Origin of the sequence: Amnibacterium soli (assembly GCF_039544415.1) — a bacterium.
GTDB lineage: Bacteria > Actinomycetota > Actinomycetes > Actinomycetales > Microbacteriaceae > Amnibacterium > Amnibacterium soli.
Genome location: NZ_BAABLP010000005.1, coordinates 42,545 through 57,834, shown reverse-complemented (window position 1 = coordinate 57,834; position 15,290 = coordinate 42,545). Strand labels below are relative to the sequence as shown.

Below are 15,290 nucleotides of genomic sequence, written 5' to 3'. Positions count from 1 at the left end.
GGCTCCACCCTCGCCCCGGACCGCCGGCCGACCGTAGGCACTGCCGGTACCACCCCGATGCGACGCGGCGGGAGGAGCATGGGGGCATGGACGAGTTCGCCGAGGTGCTGCGCGCGTGGCGCGACCGGATGCGCCCCGAGGAGGCGGGCCTGCCCGCGGGTCCCGGGCGCCGCGCCCCCGGGCTGCGGCGGGAGGAGCTCGCCGCGCTGGCGGGCGTGAGCGTGGAGTACATCGTGCGGCTCGAGCAGGGCCGCGCCCTGCACCCCTCCCCGCAGCTGCTCGGTGCGCTCGCCCGGGCGCTGCGCCTCACGGAGGAGGAGCGCCACCACCTGTACCGCGCGGGCGGCGCGGCGGTGCCGGACGGCGGGCTGGTGCCGCGGCACGTCGCCGCGGGCGTGCAGCGGATGATGGACCGGCTCGGCGACGTGCCGATGGCGGTGATGTCCGCGTCGTGGGACCTGCTGCAGTGGAACCCGCTGTGGTCCGCGCTCACCGGCGACCCGGGACGCCTGCAGGGGCTCGACCGCAACGTCGCCTGGCGGCACTTCACGTCCGGCCCCGGCGTCATCGACTTCGACGCGCAGCACGCGGAGGAGTTCTCGAGCGATCTCGCCGCGGACCTGCGCGACGCCGTCGGCCGCTACCCGGCGGACCCGTCGCTCGCCGCGCTCGTGTCCCGGCTGCGCGCCGCCTCCCCGGAGTTCGCGGCCCGCTGGAGCGAGGCGCACGTCGCCCGGCACCGCTCGAGCCGCAAGACCGCGACGGCCACCGCGGTGGGGCCGATCACGATCGACTGCGACGTGCTCACCGCGCCCGGCGGCGACCTGCGGATCGTCGTCTACACGGCGGTGCCGGGCTCGGAGGACGCCTCCAAGCTCGAGCTGCTCCGCGTCGCCGGCCTGCAGCCGGTCGGCTGAGCCCGGATCAGCCGCCGAACCACCAGCGGCCGGTGGGCCGGTCGGTGTCGGCGGGCCGTGCGGCCGCGCGGCGGATCGTGCGCACGGCGAGCACGAGCACGATCGCGAAGAGCCCCCAGGCGAGCGCGCGGCTCAGGAAGTCCGGCGTCTGCAGCGCGTAGACGCCGGAGCCGATCGCGACGACGACCTCCAGGACGAAGCCGTAGAAGAGTCCCTCCCAGGGTGCGCCGCGCATGGGCGCGAGGGTACGCGCGTGCGACGGCGGCGGAGCGCGGCGAGAATGAGCCCATGGCATCGATGGGGATGATCTTCCAGCCGAGCTTCGCGCCCGAGCGGCTGCTGCCCGCGGCGGAGCGGGCCGAGCAGGCCGGTGTCGAGGAGCTGTGGCTCTGGGAGGACTGCTTCAAGGAGAGCGGCATCGCCGCCATGACCGCGGCCCTCGCGTCGACCGAGCGCCTCCGGGTGGGCGTCGGGATCCTGCCGATGCCGCTGCGCGACGTCGCCCTCACGGCGATGGAGCTCGCCACGATCGAGCGGCTCTTCCCGGGCCGCGCCCGCTTCGGCGTCGGCCACGGCGTGCTCGACTGGATGGAGCAGGTCGGCCGCCGCGTCGCGTCGCCGCTGGCCCTCATGCGCGAGTACGTGCCGGCGCTGCGCCGCCTGCTCGACGGCGAGGAGGTGACGCTCGACGGCCGCTACGTGCACCTCGACCGCGTGCGTCTCGACTGGCCGCCGCAGCAGCGCCTGCCCGTGCTCGCGGCGGGCGAGGGCCCGAAGACGCTCGCGCTGACGGGTGCGGTCGCCGACGGCACCGTCCTCCCCGCCGGCTGGTCGCCGAGCGCCGTGCGCGGCGCGGTCGAGCGGATCCGGGAGGGGCGCGCCGAGGCCGGCCGTGCGGGCGAGCACGAGGTCGTCGTCTTCCTCATGACCGCGTTCGGACCGGACGGCGCCGCGCAGATGGAGGAGGAGTTCGACCGGTGGGGGTTCTCGGGCGGCAGCCGCTTCGCCGCGACGGGTGAGGACGAGGCGATCGAGGCCGTCGTGCGCGACCTGGTCGACGCGGGCGCGACCACGGTGCTGCTGCAGTCGCTCTCGGCGGAGGCCGATCTCGACGCCTACACGGACGGGGTCGCGCGGATCCAGCAGCGCCTGCGGGGCTGACGCGTCCGCGTCCACCTACGCAGCGGGTGCGGGGCGACCCCCCCAGGAGTGGCGGGTGGCGCGCCGCTCAGCGATCCTTGAGCGTGGTGGGGTCGCTTCCGGGAGGACCGCCGAGCCGCTCCGCCCTCCCGGCCCCCACGACGACGAAGCTCGGAGGACCCATGCCGATCCACCCGACGAGGGCGTCCGCGTCCGGCCCGGTGCCCTACCGCACCCTGCTGCTGGGCGGCGCGGACCTGCCGGACCGCGCCGAGCTCGCCCAGGCCTTCGCGGACGAGCTGGCGACGCGCACCGGGCACGGCGTCGACGTCGAGGCCGTCCCCATCCATGCCCTCGCGCACGCCGCCACCGGCGGGCTCCCCCTCGAGCGCGACCTGTCGCGCATCGACGCGGTCGTCGTGGTGCTCGACCCGCCCGCGGCCGGAGCGGAGGGCCCCGCAGGGGTCGCACCGCTGCTGCAGGGGCTGCTGCGCCGCCTCACGGTCGGTGCGGCCGTCGTCCTGGTCGTCCCCGCCGGCACCGGTGCTGCGCTCGAGCGCCTCGCCGAGGAGGCCGGCGCCGCGGCCGACGCGCTGACCCCGGTCGTGCGGCTCGAGGACCTCGCGGCCGGCGACCGGCCCCGCGCCTGGGCCACCGCGATCGGTGCGGCCACCGCCTCCTGCCTGATCGACCCGATGGTCCGGTTCCTCGCCGACGACCACTACGACGAGGAGCTGCGGCTCGACGCCGTCGACCGCCTCCCGCCGCGGGACGACGCGTGGGTGGCCCGGTTCGAGCAGATCGTGGCGGACGCGCAGGCCGCGTACGGCACCGCCTCCGCGGCGCTCAGCATCGTCGACGCCGACCACGCCCGCTACTCGGTGCGCATCGGGCTCGACGACCCGGTCATCCGGCGCGGCCACACGCTCTGCAACCGCGCGCTGCGCACCTACGGCGGCCTCATCGTCGGCGACGCGCAGGAGGACCTGCGCTTCCAGGGCTTCCCGGACGTCCGCAGCGGCGACTTGCGGTTCTGGGCCGGTCACCGCATCGAGTCGGAGGAGGGCGCGCCCCTCGGCACGCTCTGCGTCTTCGACGCCGAGCCGCGTGCGGTGGACGAGGCGGACCTGGTGCGGCTCCGCGACCTCGCGGTGGCGCTGCAGCAGAGCCTCTGGGACCTGCAGCGGACCTCGACGCCGGCCTGAGCCGGCGCCGAGGCCGCGTCGGACCTCAGGGCAGGCGCAGCAGGGACGCCAGCAGCGCGTCCCCGAACCCCTCGGGGATCTCGAGCACCGCGCGGTGCCGCAGGCCGGGCCGGGCGGGGTAGCCGATGTAGCGGTCCCGCCGGTCGACGATCGTCTGCCCGCGGCCGGGTCCGTCGGTGGTGTCCACCTCGATCGGGACCAGCGGCGCGAGCGTCGGCTCGAGGGTGCCGAGCGCGATCGCCGCGGCCAGCGGGTCGTGCAGCGCGCACGACGGCCGGCCGAGGATCGCGGTGTAGAAGTCGAAGTAGACGCCGAGCATCGCGGCGAGCGCCTTCGCGGACTCGCCGCCGGCCTCGAGCCGCTGCCGGTGCGCCTCCTCGAACCGCGCCTCCATCGTCACGTCGAGGCCGACCATCGTGACCGGCCACTCGGCCGCGAACACCGCCTGCGCCGCGATCGGGTCGTTGATGATGTTCGCCTCCGCCACCGCGGTGACGTTGCCGGGCACCGCCGCCGCGCCGCCCATGATCACGACGTCCGCGACGAGGGAGGGCAGCCGCGGCTCCAGCTCGAGCGCGAGCGCGAGGTTCGTCAGCGGGCCGACCGCGAGCACGCGCAGCGCGCCCTCGTGCTCGTGGGCGAGGCGCACCAGCATCTCGGCGGCGGACTCCGCCACCGGCTCGCCGACCCGCGGCAGCTCGACACCGCCGATGCCGTTCTCGCCGTGCACGAACGCCGCTCCGCCGCCGAAGACGCCATCGATCGGGTCGTGGGCGCCGACCGCGACGGGGACGTCCGTGCGGCCCATCACCGCGAGCAGGTCGAGCGTGTTCCTGGCGCCGCCCGCCGCGGCGAGGTTGCCGCTGACGCTGCCGATGCCCTTGACGTCCGCGCCCTCGGCGACGAGCAGACCGAGGGTCAGCGCGTCATCGATGCCCGTGTCGCAGTCGAAGTACCAGGGTGCGCCGCTCACGCCGCGGTCGCCAGGTACTCGCGCCAGTCGTCCTGCGGGCGCTCCACGCCCCGCACCAGCCAGGTCGTGCCGTGCGGCACCTTCGGCGTCGTACGCATCGTCCACCCCATCTCTCCGGGCGTCCTGTCGCCCTTCGTGTTGTTGCAGGCGAGGCAGCAGGCCGCCAGGTTCTCCCAGCTGTCCGCCCCGCCGCGCGACCGGGGCAGCACGTGGTCGATCGTCGTCGCGCTCCTGCCGCAGTAGCAGCAGCGGAACTCGTCCCGCCGCAGCACCCCCCGCCGCGTGACCGGCACGCGGCGGAGCCCGGGCATCCGAACGTACCGGGTCAGCACGATGACGCTCGGCCGGTCCCAGGAGCCGGAGGCGGCGAAGACCGGGTGGCGCTCATCGGCCGAGACGACCGTCGCCTTCCCGTTGAGCACGAGCACGAGCGCGCGTTTGAAGGACACGACCGCGAGGGGCTCGTATCCGGCGTTCAGGACCAGGGTGCGCATGAGCGTTCCTCTCGAAGCGGCCTGCACGGCTTGCAGGGGTTCGACCAGACCCGACGGCGCGGCGGGCGCCGCTCCACCCGGAGCACGACCCGGACGCGGCGCGTCCGGACACGAAAAAGGGCGCCGTCCGACGGACGACACCCTGTTCCTCACGCACCGCGGACGGTATGGCGCGTCGACGATGGTCGACGCTGCGATGACGCGCGTCCAGCAGGACACCGGACGTGGACCGTCCGCACCTGCTGCCGTTCGTCATCGGAAGTCCTTCCGCCGGGGTCTCTCGAGCGTCAGGCTAGATCACGCGTGCGACCGCGCGTGCCCGCCGGGGCGAACCGCGACCGCACTGTGACGGGATGTTCACGCCGCGGCCCGCTCACGGGTGCGGACGGGCTCAGATGCCGAAGCGGACGAAGTGGACGTCGTTGGTCCACAGCTTCTGCACGCGGACGCGGGCGCCCGGGTACGGCGCGTGCAGGATCATCCCGTTGCCGACGTAGAAGCCGTCGTGGGAGTCGTCGTTGAACACGATGACGTCGCCGGGGCGGGCGTCGGCCGGCGAGATGTGCGAGCCGATCCCGTCCTGCGCGTGGACGGAGTGCGGCAGGCTCACGCCGTACTGGGCGTAGACGAACATCACGAAGCCGGAGCAGTCGAAGCCGCTCGGGTCGGCGCCGCCGAAGACGTAGGGCACGCCGATGTACTGCATGGCGGTGCCGACGACGCCGTCGAGGCTGAAGGCCGGGTGCGCCGGGTTCTTCAGGAAGTCGGCGGCGCTCGGGCCGGAGTAGCTGGAGAACTGCGTGGCGTACGCGCGGCGCAGCAGCGCGGCCGACGAGGTGGCCTTGAACGTGTCGCGCTGCAGCGCGGCGGCGGCGATGTCCTCGTCCGCCTCGTACTGCTGCTCGCCGCTCCTCGTGACGCTGCGGCCCGCGACGTTCTCGGCGTTGCCGGTGCGGGTCGGGTCGAAGGCGTAGGACGGCAGCGCGAGCGTCGCGACGAGGCCGGCGGCGAAGGTCATGACGAGCGCGGAGAGCACGACGCGCGATCGGGCGCGGCGGACCGGCTGCCGCGCGGCCGTCGCGGCAGGCGCGTGCGGCGCCGTGCGCCGACCCCTGCGGGCGTCCGGCCGGTCGCCGTCCGCGGTGCGGCCGGCGCGGCGCGGGACGCGTCCGGTCGTCCGCGAGTCATCGAGACCCGTTTTCGCCCCCACGTGCACCCCCTGCGCAACTCGGACCGGGGGCGTCGTGCCCCTGGAACCGGGATCACGGTAACGAAACGACTACGACCCGGACGCGCGACGCGCGGGAGAACCTTCGACATCCACTCGAAGGATGAGACGGGTCGAGCGGCGGGCGCTCAGGCCTGCACGAAGACGTGCACGGCCACCTCGGCGGGCAGCTCGAGCGCGTCCTCGAAGCCGTCGACCTCGATGCGCACGCCCCGTGAGGTCGTCGAGGCGACCGCCTTCGCACCGGGCACGACCCCGGTCGCCTTCAGCTCGCCCAGCAGCTCCGGGTCGAACTGGGCCGGCTCGCCGAGCCGGCGGATCGTCACCTCGACCGGGCCGTCGCTCGCGCGCACATGCGGCACCAGCGACACGACCCCCTCCAGGAACCGGAGGGACGGGGAGGCGCTCAGGTCGTCGAGCGGCGGGATCGGGTTGCCGTAGGGCGACTCGGTGGGGTTGCCGAGCATCTCGACGAGCCGCTCCTCCACCTGCTCGCTCATCACGTGCTCCCAGCGGCACGCCTCCTCGTGCACGAACTCCCAGTCGAGCCCGATCACGTCGCTGAGCAGCCGCTCGGCGAGGCGGTGCTTGCGGAGCACGTGCACGGCCTTGGTGCGGCCCGCGATGGTGAGCTCGAGGTGCCGGTCGCCGGACACGACGACGAGGCCGTCGCGCTCCATCCGCGCGATGGTCTGCGAGACGGTGGGACCGGAGTGGCCGAGGCGCTCGGAGATCCGCGCCCGCAGGGGCACGATCGCCTCCTCCTCCAGGTCGAGGATGGTGCGCAGGTACATCTCGGTGGTGTCCACGAGATCGGTCATCGCAGCCCTCCTCTCCGGCCGCTGACAGTGTAGGACGCGCAGGCGACGCGCCCGCGGAGCGCCCGGCACGGCGCGGATAGGCTCTGGTGCCCGTGACGGATGCACCTCGGACGCTTGAGATCCCGGCCGCGCTGCTGCCGGCCGACGGCCGGTTCGGCTGCGGCCCCTCCCGGGTCCGCGACGCGCAGATCGAGGCCCTCGTGGCGGTGTCGCGCACGGTGCTCGGGACCTCGCACCGCCAGCGGCCGGTGAAGGCGCTGGTCGGCTCGGTCAAGCAGCACCTCGCGACCCTGCTCGGCGCGCCGGACGGCTACGAGGTCGTGCTCGGCAACGGCGGCTCGACGGCCTTCTGGGACGCCGCGGCCTTCGGCCTGATCGAGCACCGCAGCGCCCACGGCACCTGGGGCGAGTTCGGCTCGAAGTTCGCGAAGGCCGCGCGCGCCCCGTGGCTCGCGGCGCCCGCGGTGACGGAGGCGCCGGCCGGCAGCCGCGCGGACCTCGAGGTCGTCGACGACGTGGACGTGTACGCCTGGCCGCACAACGAGACCTCCACCGGCGTCGCCGCGCCCGTCCGACGGATCGCCGCACCCGGCGCCCTCACCGTGATCGACGCGACGAGCGCGGCCGGCGGCATCGCCTTCGACGCTGCCGAGGCGGACGTCTACTACTTCGCGCCGCAGAAGAACCTCGGCTCGGACGGCGGCCTCTGGGCGGCGCTCGTCTCCCCCGCGGCGGTCGAGCGCATCGAGCGCATCGCCGCGTCCGACCGCTACGTCCCCGAGTTCCTGTCGCTCGGCGCGGCCCTCGAGAACTCGCGGCTCGACCAGACGCTGAACACGCCCGCCCTGTCCACGCTGGTGCTGCTCGAGTCGCAGCTGCAGTGGATGAACGAGCAGGGCGGTCTGGCGTGGGCCGCCGAGCGGGCCGCGACCTCCTCCGGCCTGCTCTACGACTGGGCGGAGCGCGTCGACTACGCGACGCCGTTCGTCGCGGACCCGGCCCACCGCTCGCCGGTCGTCGTGACGATCGACTTCGACGGCGTCGACGCGGCGGCGATCGCGAAGACGCTGCGGGCCAACGGCGTCGTCGACACCGAGCCCTACCGCAAGCTCGGCCGCAACCAGCTGCGCATCGGCACGTTCGCGTCGGTCGACCCGGCGGACGTCGCCGCGCTGATCGCCTGCATCGAGCACGTGGTGGCCGCGACCCGCTGAGGGTCGCCGCCCGGCGGCTAGAGGGAGCGGTCCTCGAGCGCCGGGCGGACCCGGTCGTCGGAGTCGTCCTCGTCCTCGTCGAACTCGTCGTGGTCCGGGTCGTCCTCGTCGGAGTCGCCGCCGTCGACCGGGTGCCGGTCCTCGTCCTCGTCGGCGACGTCACCGGAGTCCTGCTCGGTCTCCTCGGGGCTCTCGTCGCCCTCGAGGTCGGCCTCGTCGACCTCGTCGATGCTGTCGTCGCCGGTCAGGTCGTCCTCGTCGAGGTCCTCGTCGGTGTCGTCGTCGGTGTCGTCGTCGGTGTCGTCGTCGACCGCCTCGCCGGGGTGGCGCTCGTCGGGGTGCTGACGCCGCCACTCGGCGAGCCGCTCCGCCCACGGCACCCACGGCGGCGCCAGCAGCGCGCCGTCGCCGGGCAGCAGCTCGACCTCGAGCACCGTCGGCTCCTGGTCGGGCAGGTCGGCCGTGGACACGGTCCAGTGCCAGCCCGAGTAGGCCGAGGTCGTGCAGGCGAAGCGCACGTCGACGACGCCCGGCTCGACCTCCTCGACCGCCAGCACCTCACCGATGCCGGCGGCGCCGGTGACCTCCTGCAGCGCCGAGAGGGCGAGCTCGATCCGCTCCTGCCGCGTGACCGCCACGGCTACGCGTCGAAGTCTTCGGCGACGCGGCGCAGCAGCGCGGCGATGCGCGACCCGTGCGCCGAGTCGGGGTACCGCCCGCGACGCAGGTTCGCGCCCTCGCGGTCGAGCAGCTTGATCAGGTCCTCGATGCGGGCGGCCTGGTCCTCCGCGGACGGCCGCGCCATGCGCTGCATGCTGGGCGGGTTCTCGAGCACGCGCACCGAGAGCGCCTGCGAACCGCGCTTGCCGGCCGCGACGCCGAACTCGAGCTTCGTGCCGGCCTTCACGACCGCCCCGGCGGGCAGCGCCGACGCGTGGAGGAAGACCTCCTCGCCGTCGTCGGACGTGATGAAGCCGAAGCCCTTGCTGTCGTCGTAGAACTTGACTTTGCCGGTGGGCATGGAGGACCTCGTGTGGACTGGGCTCGTGTGGAGGAGGCGGGCGCGCGTGCGTGCAGGCGGCCCCGGGAAGAACCGCACCATCCTAACGGCGGCGGGAGGCGGCCGTACCGGCGCCGGATAGGCTCGCCCCGTGGTGGAGCGCGAGACCCGGACCCCGCGCGCGCAGCGCGTGCTGGCGACGCTCGCGTTCGCCCTGATCGGCGTCTCGGCCCTCGCGGTCGTCGTGCTGCTGATCCTGCGGGCGTCGGGCCTGCCGAACGCGGCGTTCCAGTCCGGCGGCCTGCTCGTGCTGCAGCTGCTGCCCCTGCCGGGCCTCACGATCGGCCTGCTGCTGGTGATCGCGCTGTTCGTCGTGCTGGCGGTCCGCAGGGCCCGTGAGCAAGGCGCTCAGCGAAGTCGTCGCTGACCTTCGTCCTGCGTCGGCATCACGCACGACGAAGTATCAGAGTCCACTCAGGAAGCGCGCAGAGACTGTGCGACATGGCGTCCGAGCAACCGCGCATCCTCATCGTCGACGACGAGCCGAACATCCGGGACCTCCTCACCACGAGCCTGCGCTTCGCCGGCTTCGCGGTGCGGGCGGTGAGCAACGGCGCGCAGGCGATCTCCGCCGTGCTCGAGGAGGAGCCGGACCTAATCATCCTCGACGTGATGCTCCCCGACATGAACGGGTTCGGCGTCACCAAGCGCCTCCGCGCGTCGGGCTACACCTCGCCGATCCTCTTCCTCACGGCGAAGGACGACACCGAGGACAAGATCACCGGCCTCACGGTCGGCGGTGACGACTACGTCACGAAGCCGTTCAGCCTCGACGAGATCGTCGCGCGCATCAAGGCCATCCTGCGCCGCACGATGCACGCGGAGGAGGACGCCGTGATCCGCGCGGGCGAACTGACGATGGACCAGGACACCCACGAGGTGACCGTCGGATCCGAGGCGATCGAGCTGTCGCCGACCGAGTTCAAGCTGCTGCGCTACCTGATGCTGAACCCGAACCGGGTGCTCTCGAAGGCGCAGATCCTCGACCACGTGTGGGAGTACGACTTCAACGGCGACGCCGGCATCGTCGAGTCCTACATCTCCTACCTGCGCCGCAAGCTCGACGCGCACTCCGCGGAGCCGATCATCCAGACGAAGCGCGGCTTCGGCTACATGCTGAAGGCGGCGAAGGTCTGACCTCCCGCGGCCGCACGGCCGTGCAGCGCGCTCACCACCTCCTCCCGCGAGAATGACGTCCACCATGCGAGCGACCGTCGGAGAGTGGTGGAACGGGATCTCGCTGCGCGCGAAGATCACCGGCGTCACCGTGCTCGTGCTGACGCTCGGGCTCGTGGTGTCCGGCATCGGCGTGATGACGGTGCTGCGGAACTACCTGATCACCGACGCGGACACGCAGATCAGCGAGACGCTGAAGTCGGTCTCCCTCGCCACCACCGAGAACGACGAGACCGCTGCGGCGACGCAGTTCGTGTTCGCCCATCTGAACGCCGACGGCTCGCCGGTGCAGGTGAATCCGCGGTGGTCCGAGTTCGACCCGGCGATCCCGCGGATCACCTCGACGGACATCGGGCGGTACGAGCAGCCGTTCACGGTCAAGAAGGGCAACGCGGCCGCGTTCCGCATCGCGGCGAAGACGCTCGACGACGGTTCCGTCGCGGTGCTCGGCATCCCGCTCGAGAGCATCAACCGGCTCATCGCGCAGCTCTTCACGCTCTTCTTCGTGTTCGGCATCGGCGTCGTCGTGGTCGGCGCGGTGCTCACCCGGGTGCTGGTGGGCTCCACGTTCTCGCCGCTCAAGCAGGTCGAGCGGACCGCGGCGGCGATCGCCGACGGCGACTTCGGCCAGCGCCTCGGCTACACGACGCCGAACACCGAGGTCGGGCGACTGAACCGCTCGCTGAACCGGATGCTGAACCGCATCGACGGCGCGCTCGCGGACCGCGCCCGCACCATCGACCAGATGCGCCGGTTCGTCGGCGACGCGAGCCACGAGCTGCGCACCCCGCTCGTCTCGGTCCGCGGGTACGCGGAGCTGTACCGGATGGGCGCGCTGCAGTCCCGCGAGGACGTCGCGTCGGCGATGGACCGCATCGAGCGCGAGGCGATCCGCCTCGGCGCCCTCGTCTCCGACCTGCTGGCCCTCGCCCGGCTCGACGAGTCGCGCGAGCTGAAGCGCACGGTCGTCGAGCTGCTGCCCCTCGCGCACGACGCCGCGATGGATGCGAGGGCACTCGCGCCGAGCCGCCCGATCCGCGTGATCGGCCACGACCCCGAGCAGCCGACCGGCACCGTCGAGATCCTGCGCCCGGTGAGCGACGACACGAGCGACGCGCCCGACGCGTCGACCACGACCTCGAGCCGGCTCTTCCGCCGCGGCGTCAACCCCGACGCCGCGAGCGTCACCGGCTCGCTGCGCCTCGCCTCCGCACGGCTCATCCGGGCCCGCCGGCGCGCCCGCGACGGCGAGGAGGCCTCCGCGCCGATCCGCACCGGCACCGCCCGCCCCGTCGTGATGGCGGAGGAGGACAAGCTGCGGCAGGTGCTCGCGAACCTGATCGGCAACGCGATCCGCTTCACGCCCGACGGCTCCCCCATCGAGATCGCCACCTACGGCGACAAGGCCCGCGGCGTCGCGGTGCTCGAGATCGTCGACCACGGCGAGGGCATCCCGCCGCAGGTCCGGGACAAGATCTTCCAGCGCTTCTGGCGCGCCGACTCCTCCCGCACCCGCGACACCGGCGGCAGCGGCCTGGGGCTCGCGATCGTCGCCGCCATCGTCAGCGCGCACCAGGGCACGATCGGCATCTCGGAGACCGCCGGAGGCGGCGCGACGTTCCGGGTCGCGCTTCCGCTCCTCCCCAGCGAGGACGACGAGGCCGAGTCGGATCAGCAGGACCTCGTCGACGAGGAGCAGCGGGCCGCGTCCTAGCGTGGCGCCTCCGCCCGGGACCCGCCCGGCAGACAGGAGGACCCCATGACCCGCTTCACCGTCGACAGCGAAGCCGTCGACTCCGCGGCCGCCGCGATCGGCGCCACCGTCTCGCGCCTGCAGGGCGAGGTGTCGGCGCTGCACGGCCAGCTGGACGCGCTGCAGAGCGTTTGGACGGGCGGCGCCGCCGTCGCGTTCCAGGGCGTCGTGCAGCAGTGGCGCACCACGCAGACGAACGTCGAGCAGGTGCTGGCCTCCATCGACCGTGCGCTGCGCGTCGCGGGCCAGCAGTACGTGGAGACGGAGCTGGCGAACGCGCGCCTCTTCAACTGACGACGCGGCCGCCCGCGTCGTGCTCCGGATCCGTGCCGCTCTCCGCCAGGAGGAGCGGCACGGATCCGGAGCACGTCCCGCCGGGGACGCAGAAGGGCCGGACCCCCTTCGAGGAGTCCGGCCCTTCCGGTGCGTGCTACGGCTGGATCAGAAGTCCATACCCGCGCCGGCGTCGGCGCCCACGGGGGCGCCGGCCTTCTCCGGCTTGTCGGCGACGACGGCCTCGGTGGTGAGGAACAGGCCCGCGATCGACGCCGCGTTGAGCAGCGCGGAGCGGGTGACCTTCACCGGGTCGTTGATGCCGGCGGCCAGCATGTCCACGTACTCACCGGTCGCGGCGTTGAGGCCGTGTCCGACGGGCAGGTTGCGGACCTTCTCGGCCACCACGCCGGGCTCGAGGCCCGCGTTCAGCGCGATCTGCTTGAGCGGCGCGTCGACGGCGACCTTGACGATGTTGCCGCCGGTCACCTCGTCGCCCTGCAGCTCGAGCTTCTCGAACGCGGTCTTGCCGGCCTGGATGAGGGCGACGCCACCACCGGCGACGATGCCCTCCTCGACGGCGGCCTTCGCGTTGCGGACGGCGTCCTCGATGCGGTGCTTGCGCTCCTTGAGCTCCACCTCGGTGGCCGCACCCGCCTTGATGACGGCGACGCCGCCGGCGAGCTTGGCGAGGCGCTCCTGCAGCTTCTCGCGGTCGTAGTCCGAGTCGGTGTTCTCGATCTCGTTGCGGATCTGCTGCACGCGGCCGGCGATCTGCTCGCCGTCGCCGGCGCCCTCGACGATCGTGGTCTCGTCCTTGGTGATGACGACCTTGCGGGCCTGACCGAGCAGGTCGAGGGTGACGTTCTCGAGCTTGAGACCGACCTCCTCGGAGATGACCTGGCCGCCGGTCAGGATCGCGATGTCCTGCAGCTGCGCCTTGCGGCGGTCGCCGAAGCCCGGGGCCTTGACGGCGACGGACTTGAAGATGCCGCGGATCTTGTTGACGATCAGGGTCGCGAGCGCCTCGCCGTCGACGTCCTCGGCGATGATCAGCAGCTGCTTGCCGCTCTGGATCACCTTGTCGACGATCGGCAGCAGGTCCTTGATGTTCGAGATCTTGCTGTTGACGATCAGGATGTACGGGTCCTCGAACACCGCCTCCTGGCGGTCGGGGTCCGTGACGAAGTACTGCGACAGGAAGCCCTTGTCGAAGCGCATGCCCTCGGTCAGCTCGAGCTCGGTGCCGAAGGTGTTCGACTCCTCGACGGTGACGACGCCCTCCTTGCCGACCTTGTCGATCGCCTCGGCGATGATCGCGCCGATGGTCTCGTCGCCGGCGGAGATGGACGCGGTGGCGGCGATCTCCTCCTTGGTCTCGACCTCCTTCGCGGCGGACAGCAGCTCGGCGACGACGGCCGCGACGGCCTTGTCGATGCCGCGCTTGAGGCTGATCGGGTCGGCGCCCGCGGCGACGTTGCGGAGGCCCTCGCGGACCAGCGCCTGCGCGAGGACGACCGACGTGGTCGTGCCGTCACCGGCCACGTCGTCGGTCTTCTTCGCGACCTCCTTGACGAGCTCCGCGCCGATCTTCTCGTACGGGTCGTCGAGCTCGATCTCCTTGGCGATCGAGACGCCGTCGTTCGTGATCGTGGGGGCGCCCCACTTCTTCTCGAGCACGACGTTGCGGCCGCGCGGGCCGAGCGTGACGCGCACGGCGTCAGCGAGCGTGTTCAGGCCACGCTCGAGGCCGCGGCGGGCCTCCTCGTCGAAGGCAATGATCTTCGCCATAAGTGCTTCGTCCTCCCTGGACGGTGACGGTCGGGACGGCGTGCGTCTCCGGGTGGGGCCACCACGCCTGGCACTCGATCAGACCGAGTGCTAAAGCATTTTGGCAGTCGCCCCTGAGGAGTGCAAGCCGCGGCGGCCGCGCTCGCCCAGGGCGGAACCCGTACGGCGACGGGAACCACCCGCCTGCCGGAGCGTCCGCCCGCCCGGTCGCCACCTGCTCCGCGGCACGGGCTCGAAGCAGGTGCGGCGCACCGCGGGTCGCGTCCGCGACGCGCGGAGCGGCAGGGCTCTCGATCCGCTCGCGGATCGAAGGCCGTCAGCTGGGCCGGACGGCCTCCGCCTGAGGGCCCTTGTCGCCGGCGCCGACCTGGAACTCGACGCGCTGCCCCTCCGCGAGGGAGCGGTAGCCGGTCATCTCGATGGCGGAGAAGTGGACGAACACGTCCTGGCCGTCGCCGTCCTCCGTGATGAAGCCGTAGCCCTTCTCGGCGTTGAACCACTTCACGACACCGGTTGCCATCAGGCGCTGCTCCTCACCTCGCGGCGGGGCTCCCCCGCTGCACGAGGGCAATCCAACAGCGCCCGCGGTGCGCCCGGAGGCGCTGGAGCGCCCTGCGCGAGGATCGTCGACGACTCTCAACACGCCGGAAACCGCGCCGAAACACGCACGGCCGGAACGGGCGGATCCGCGTCAGGAGGAGGCGGTGAAGTCCGAGCCGAGCACGACCGTCAGCCGCGTCCTCCCCTTCACGTCGAACCGGTCCGACTGCTGCGTGCGGCCGATCCCGAGCGACTTCGCCAGCCCGAGGGCGGCGCCCTGGGAGGCCTTGTCGCCGTAGTAGACGGTGGAGACCTTGACGCCCTGCGTGTCGGCGTTCGCGGTCGACGCGACCTTCCAGCCGTCGCTCTTCGCAGCGGCGGCCGCGCTCGCGGCGAGTCCCGAGGTCTTCGTCGCGTTCAGCACGACCACGGAGGCGTCCGGGTCGATGGTCGCGGCGGGCGCCGCAGCCGACGCGGCGCTCGAGGTGGTCCCGCCGTCACCGGTCGTGGCGACGCCGCGCTCGATGACCGACAGGCCCAGCACCCCGGCGCCCACGAGCACGCCGGTGGCGAGCGCGGCCCAGCCGAACGTCGCCAGCCCGCGGCCGCGACGGGCCGGTGCCCGGTGCGCGCCGACCCGCGCGAGGTCGGTGGGGACGTCGTCGAACCGATCGCGCGGTCGCGCGGTCGCGCCTCTTTCCACTG

18 protein-coding genes are annotated in these 15,290 nt (G+C 73.0%); 8 read left to right on the top strand and 10 right to left on the bottom strand.

Features of this window, described 5'->3' with window-relative positions:
- The first annotated feature begins 86 nt into the window (after positions 1–86).
- Entirely contained in the window at positions 87–917 is an 831-nt protein-coding gene (locus ABEA53_RS12525) for a helix-turn-helix domain-containing protein (RefSeq protein ID WP_345481556.1), read from the top strand.
- Positions 918–924: 7 nt separating this feature from the next.
- On the opposite strand, the gene ABEA53_RS12520 is transcribed toward ABEA53_RS12525, so the two are convergent.
- Positions 925–1,152, bottom strand: a complete 228-nt coding sequence (locus ABEA53_RS12520) for a hypothetical protein (protein ID WP_345481555.1) — start codon at positions 1,150–1,152, stop codon at positions 925–927.
- 53 nt (positions 1,153–1,205) lie between these two features.
- Here ABEA53_RS12520 and ABEA53_RS12515 point away from each other — a divergent pair, with 53 nt between their 5' ends.
- Together ABEA53_RS12515 and ABEA53_RS12510 are read left to right on the top strand one after the other, a co-directional pair.
- On the top strand, positions 1,206–2,078 hold the full coding sequence (locus ABEA53_RS12515) for an LLM class flavin-dependent oxidoreductase (protein WP_345481554.1): 873 nt from the start codon (positions 1,206–1,208) through the stop codon (positions 2,076–2,078).
- A 161-nt stretch (positions 2,079–2,239) separates the two neighbouring features.
- Positions 2,240–3,262 carry a hypothetical protein gene (locus ABEA53_RS12510; protein ID WP_345481553.1) on the top strand — a complete coding sequence of 341 codons (1,023 nt, stop codon included), beginning with the start codon at positions 2,240–2,242 and terminating at the stop codon, positions 3,260–3,262.
- Positions 3,263–3,287: 25 nt separating this feature from the next.
- Here the strand turns inward: ABEA53_RS12510 and ABEA53_RS12505 are convergent, their stop codons facing one another.
- The 4 genes from ABEA53_RS12505 to ABEA53_RS12490 form a co-directional block, all read right to left on the bottom strand.
- Positions 3,288–4,235, bottom strand: coding sequence for a nucleoside hydrolase (locus ABEA53_RS12505; RefSeq protein WP_345481552.1), 948 nt, complete (start codon positions 4,233–4,235; stop codon positions 3,288–3,290).
- Positions 4,232–4,729: an HNH endonuclease gene (locus ABEA53_RS12500; protein ID WP_345481550.1), complete on the bottom strand. Its 498-nt coding sequence runs from the start codon at positions 4,727–4,729 to the stop codon at positions 4,232–4,234. The genes ABEA53_RS12505 and ABEA53_RS12500 overlap by 4 nt, the downstream gene beginning before the upstream one ends.
- Positions 4,730–5,120: 391 nt before the next feature.
- Complete coding sequence (locus ABEA53_RS12495; RefSeq protein ID WP_345481549.1) at positions 5,121–5,765, bottom strand: C40 family peptidase; 645 nt, start codon at positions 5,763–5,765, stop codon at positions 5,121–5,123.
- A 320-nt stretch (positions 5,766–6,085) separates the two neighbouring features.
- Positions 6,086–6,778 (bottom strand): iron-dependent transcriptional repressor DtxR, encoded by a 693-nt coding sequence (locus ABEA53_RS12490; RefSeq protein ID WP_345481548.1) that lies wholly within the window; start codon positions 6,776–6,778, stop codon positions 6,086–6,088.
- A gap of 92 nt (positions 6,779–6,870) precedes the next feature.
- On the opposite strand from ABEA53_RS12490, the gene serC reads away from it, so the two are divergent.
- Positions 6,871–7,992: a phosphoserine transaminase gene (serC, locus tag ABEA53_RS12485; protein ID WP_345481547.1), complete on the top strand. Its 1,122-nt coding sequence runs from the start codon at positions 6,871–6,873 to the stop codon at positions 7,990–7,992.
- Between the two features lie 17 nt (positions 7,993–8,009).
- Here the strand turns inward: serC and ABEA53_RS12480 are convergent, their stop codons facing one another.
- Positions 8,010–8,630 carry a DUF3027 domain-containing protein gene (locus tag ABEA53_RS12480; protein ID WP_345481546.1) on the bottom strand — a complete coding sequence of 207 codons (621 nt, stop codon included), beginning with the start codon at positions 8,628–8,630 and terminating at the stop codon, positions 8,010–8,012.
- A 2-nt stretch (positions 8,631–8,632) separates the two neighbouring features.
- Positions 8,633–9,013: a cold-shock protein gene (locus ABEA53_RS12475; RefSeq protein ID WP_345481545.1), complete on the bottom strand. Its 381-nt coding sequence runs from the start codon at positions 9,011–9,013 to the stop codon at positions 8,633–8,635.
- Positions 9,014–9,143: 130 nt separating this feature from the next.
- Here ABEA53_RS12475 and ABEA53_RS12470 point away from each other — a divergent pair, with 130 nt between their 5' ends.
- The 4 genes from ABEA53_RS12470 (at position 9,144) to ABEA53_RS12455 (ending at position 12,275) form a co-directional block, all read left to right on the top strand.
- Positions 9,144–9,419, top strand: coding sequence for a hypothetical protein (locus tag ABEA53_RS12470; RefSeq protein ID WP_345481544.1), 276 nt, complete (start codon positions 9,144–9,146; stop codon positions 9,417–9,419).
- A gap of 74 nt (positions 9,420–9,493) precedes the next feature.
- Positions 9,494–10,189 (top strand): response regulator transcription factor, encoded by a 696-nt coding sequence (locus tag ABEA53_RS12465; RefSeq protein ID WP_119480874.1) that lies wholly within the window; start codon positions 9,494–9,496, stop codon positions 10,187–10,189.
- A gap of 64 nt (positions 10,190–10,253) precedes the next feature.
- Complete coding sequence (locus ABEA53_RS12460; protein WP_345481543.1) at positions 10,254–11,942, top strand: sensor histidine kinase; 1,689 nt, start codon at positions 10,254–10,256, stop codon at positions 11,940–11,942.
- 45 nt (positions 11,943–11,987) lie between these two features.
- A complete protein-coding gene (locus ABEA53_RS12455) occupies positions 11,988–12,275 on the top strand; it encodes a WXG100 family type VII secretion target (protein ID WP_345481542.1) in 288 nt (95 codons plus the stop codon).
- Positions 12,276–12,422: 147 nt separating this feature from the next.
- Here ABEA53_RS12455 and groL read toward each other — a convergent pair whose 3' ends face one another.
- The 3 genes from groL to ABEA53_RS12440 all read right to left on the bottom strand — a co-directional run bounded on the left by groL (position 12,423) and on the right by ABEA53_RS12440 (position 15,288).
- Positions 12,423–14,045: a chaperonin GroEL gene (gene groL / locus ABEA53_RS12450; RefSeq protein ID WP_345481541.1), complete on the bottom strand. Its 1,623-nt coding sequence runs from the start codon at positions 14,043–14,045 to the stop codon at positions 12,423–12,425.
- 316 nt (positions 14,046–14,361) lie between these two features.
- Positions 14,362–14,565 carry a cold-shock protein gene (locus ABEA53_RS12445; RefSeq protein ID WP_345481539.1) on the bottom strand — a complete coding sequence of 68 codons (204 nt, stop codon included), beginning with the start codon at positions 14,563–14,565 and terminating at the stop codon, positions 14,362–14,364.
- A gap of 171 nt (positions 14,566–14,736) precedes the next feature.
- Positions 14,737–15,288: a LytR C-terminal domain-containing protein gene (locus ABEA53_RS12440; RefSeq protein ID WP_345481538.1), complete on the bottom strand. Its 552-nt coding sequence runs from the start codon at positions 15,286–15,288 to the stop codon at positions 14,737–14,739.
- Positions 15,289–15,290 lie beyond the last annotated feature (2 nt).

Excerpts from the sequence above, each read along its gene's own strand:
- ABEA53_RS12525 (WP_345481556.1), top strand. The coding sequence starts at position 87 with ATGGACGAGTTCGCCGAGGTGCTGCGCGCGTGGCGCGACCGGATGCGC.
- ABEA53_RS12520 (WP_345481555.1), bottom strand. The coding sequence starts at position 1,152 with ATGCGCGGCGCACCCTGGGAGGGACTCTTCTACGGCTTCGTCCTGGAG.
- ABEA53_RS12515 (WP_345481554.1), top strand. The coding sequence starts at position 1,206 with ATGGCATCGATGGGGATGATCTTCCAGCCGAGCTTCGCGCCCGAGCGG.
- ABEA53_RS12510 (WP_345481553.1), top strand. The coding sequence starts at position 2,240 with ATGCCGATCCACCCGACGAGGGCGTCCGCGTCCGGCCCGGTGCCCTAC.
- ABEA53_RS12500 (WP_345481550.1), bottom strand. The coding sequence starts at position 4,729 with ATGCGCACCCTGGTCCTGAACGCCGGATACGAGCCCCTCGCGGTCGTG.
- ABEA53_RS12490 (WP_345481548.1), bottom strand. The coding sequence starts at position 6,778 with ATGACCGATCTCGTGGACACCACCGAGATGTACCTGCGCACCATCCTC.
- ABEA53_RS12475 (WP_345481545.1), bottom strand. The coding sequence starts at position 9,013 with ATGCCCACCGGCAAAGTCAAGTTCTACGACGACAGCAAGGGCTTCGGC.
- ABEA53_RS12465 (WP_119480874.1), top strand. The coding sequence starts at position 9,494 with ATGGCGTCCGAGCAACCGCGCATCCTCATCGTCGACGACGAGCCGAAC.
- ABEA53_RS12460 (WP_345481543.1), top strand. The coding sequence starts at position 10,254 with ATGCGAGCGACCGTCGGAGAGTGGTGGAACGGGATCTCGCTGCGCGCG.
- ABEA53_RS12455 (WP_345481542.1), top strand. The coding sequence starts at position 11,988 with ATGACCCGCTTCACCGTCGACAGCGAAGCCGTCGACTCCGCGGCCGCC.
- groL (WP_345481541.1), bottom strand. The coding sequence starts at position 14,045 with ATGGCGAAGATCATTGCCTTCGACGAGGAGGCCCGCCGCGGCCTCGAG.
- ABEA53_RS12445 (WP_345481539.1), bottom strand. The coding sequence starts at position 14,565 with ATGGCAACCGGTGTCGTGAAGTGGTTCAACGCCGAGAAGGGCTACGGC.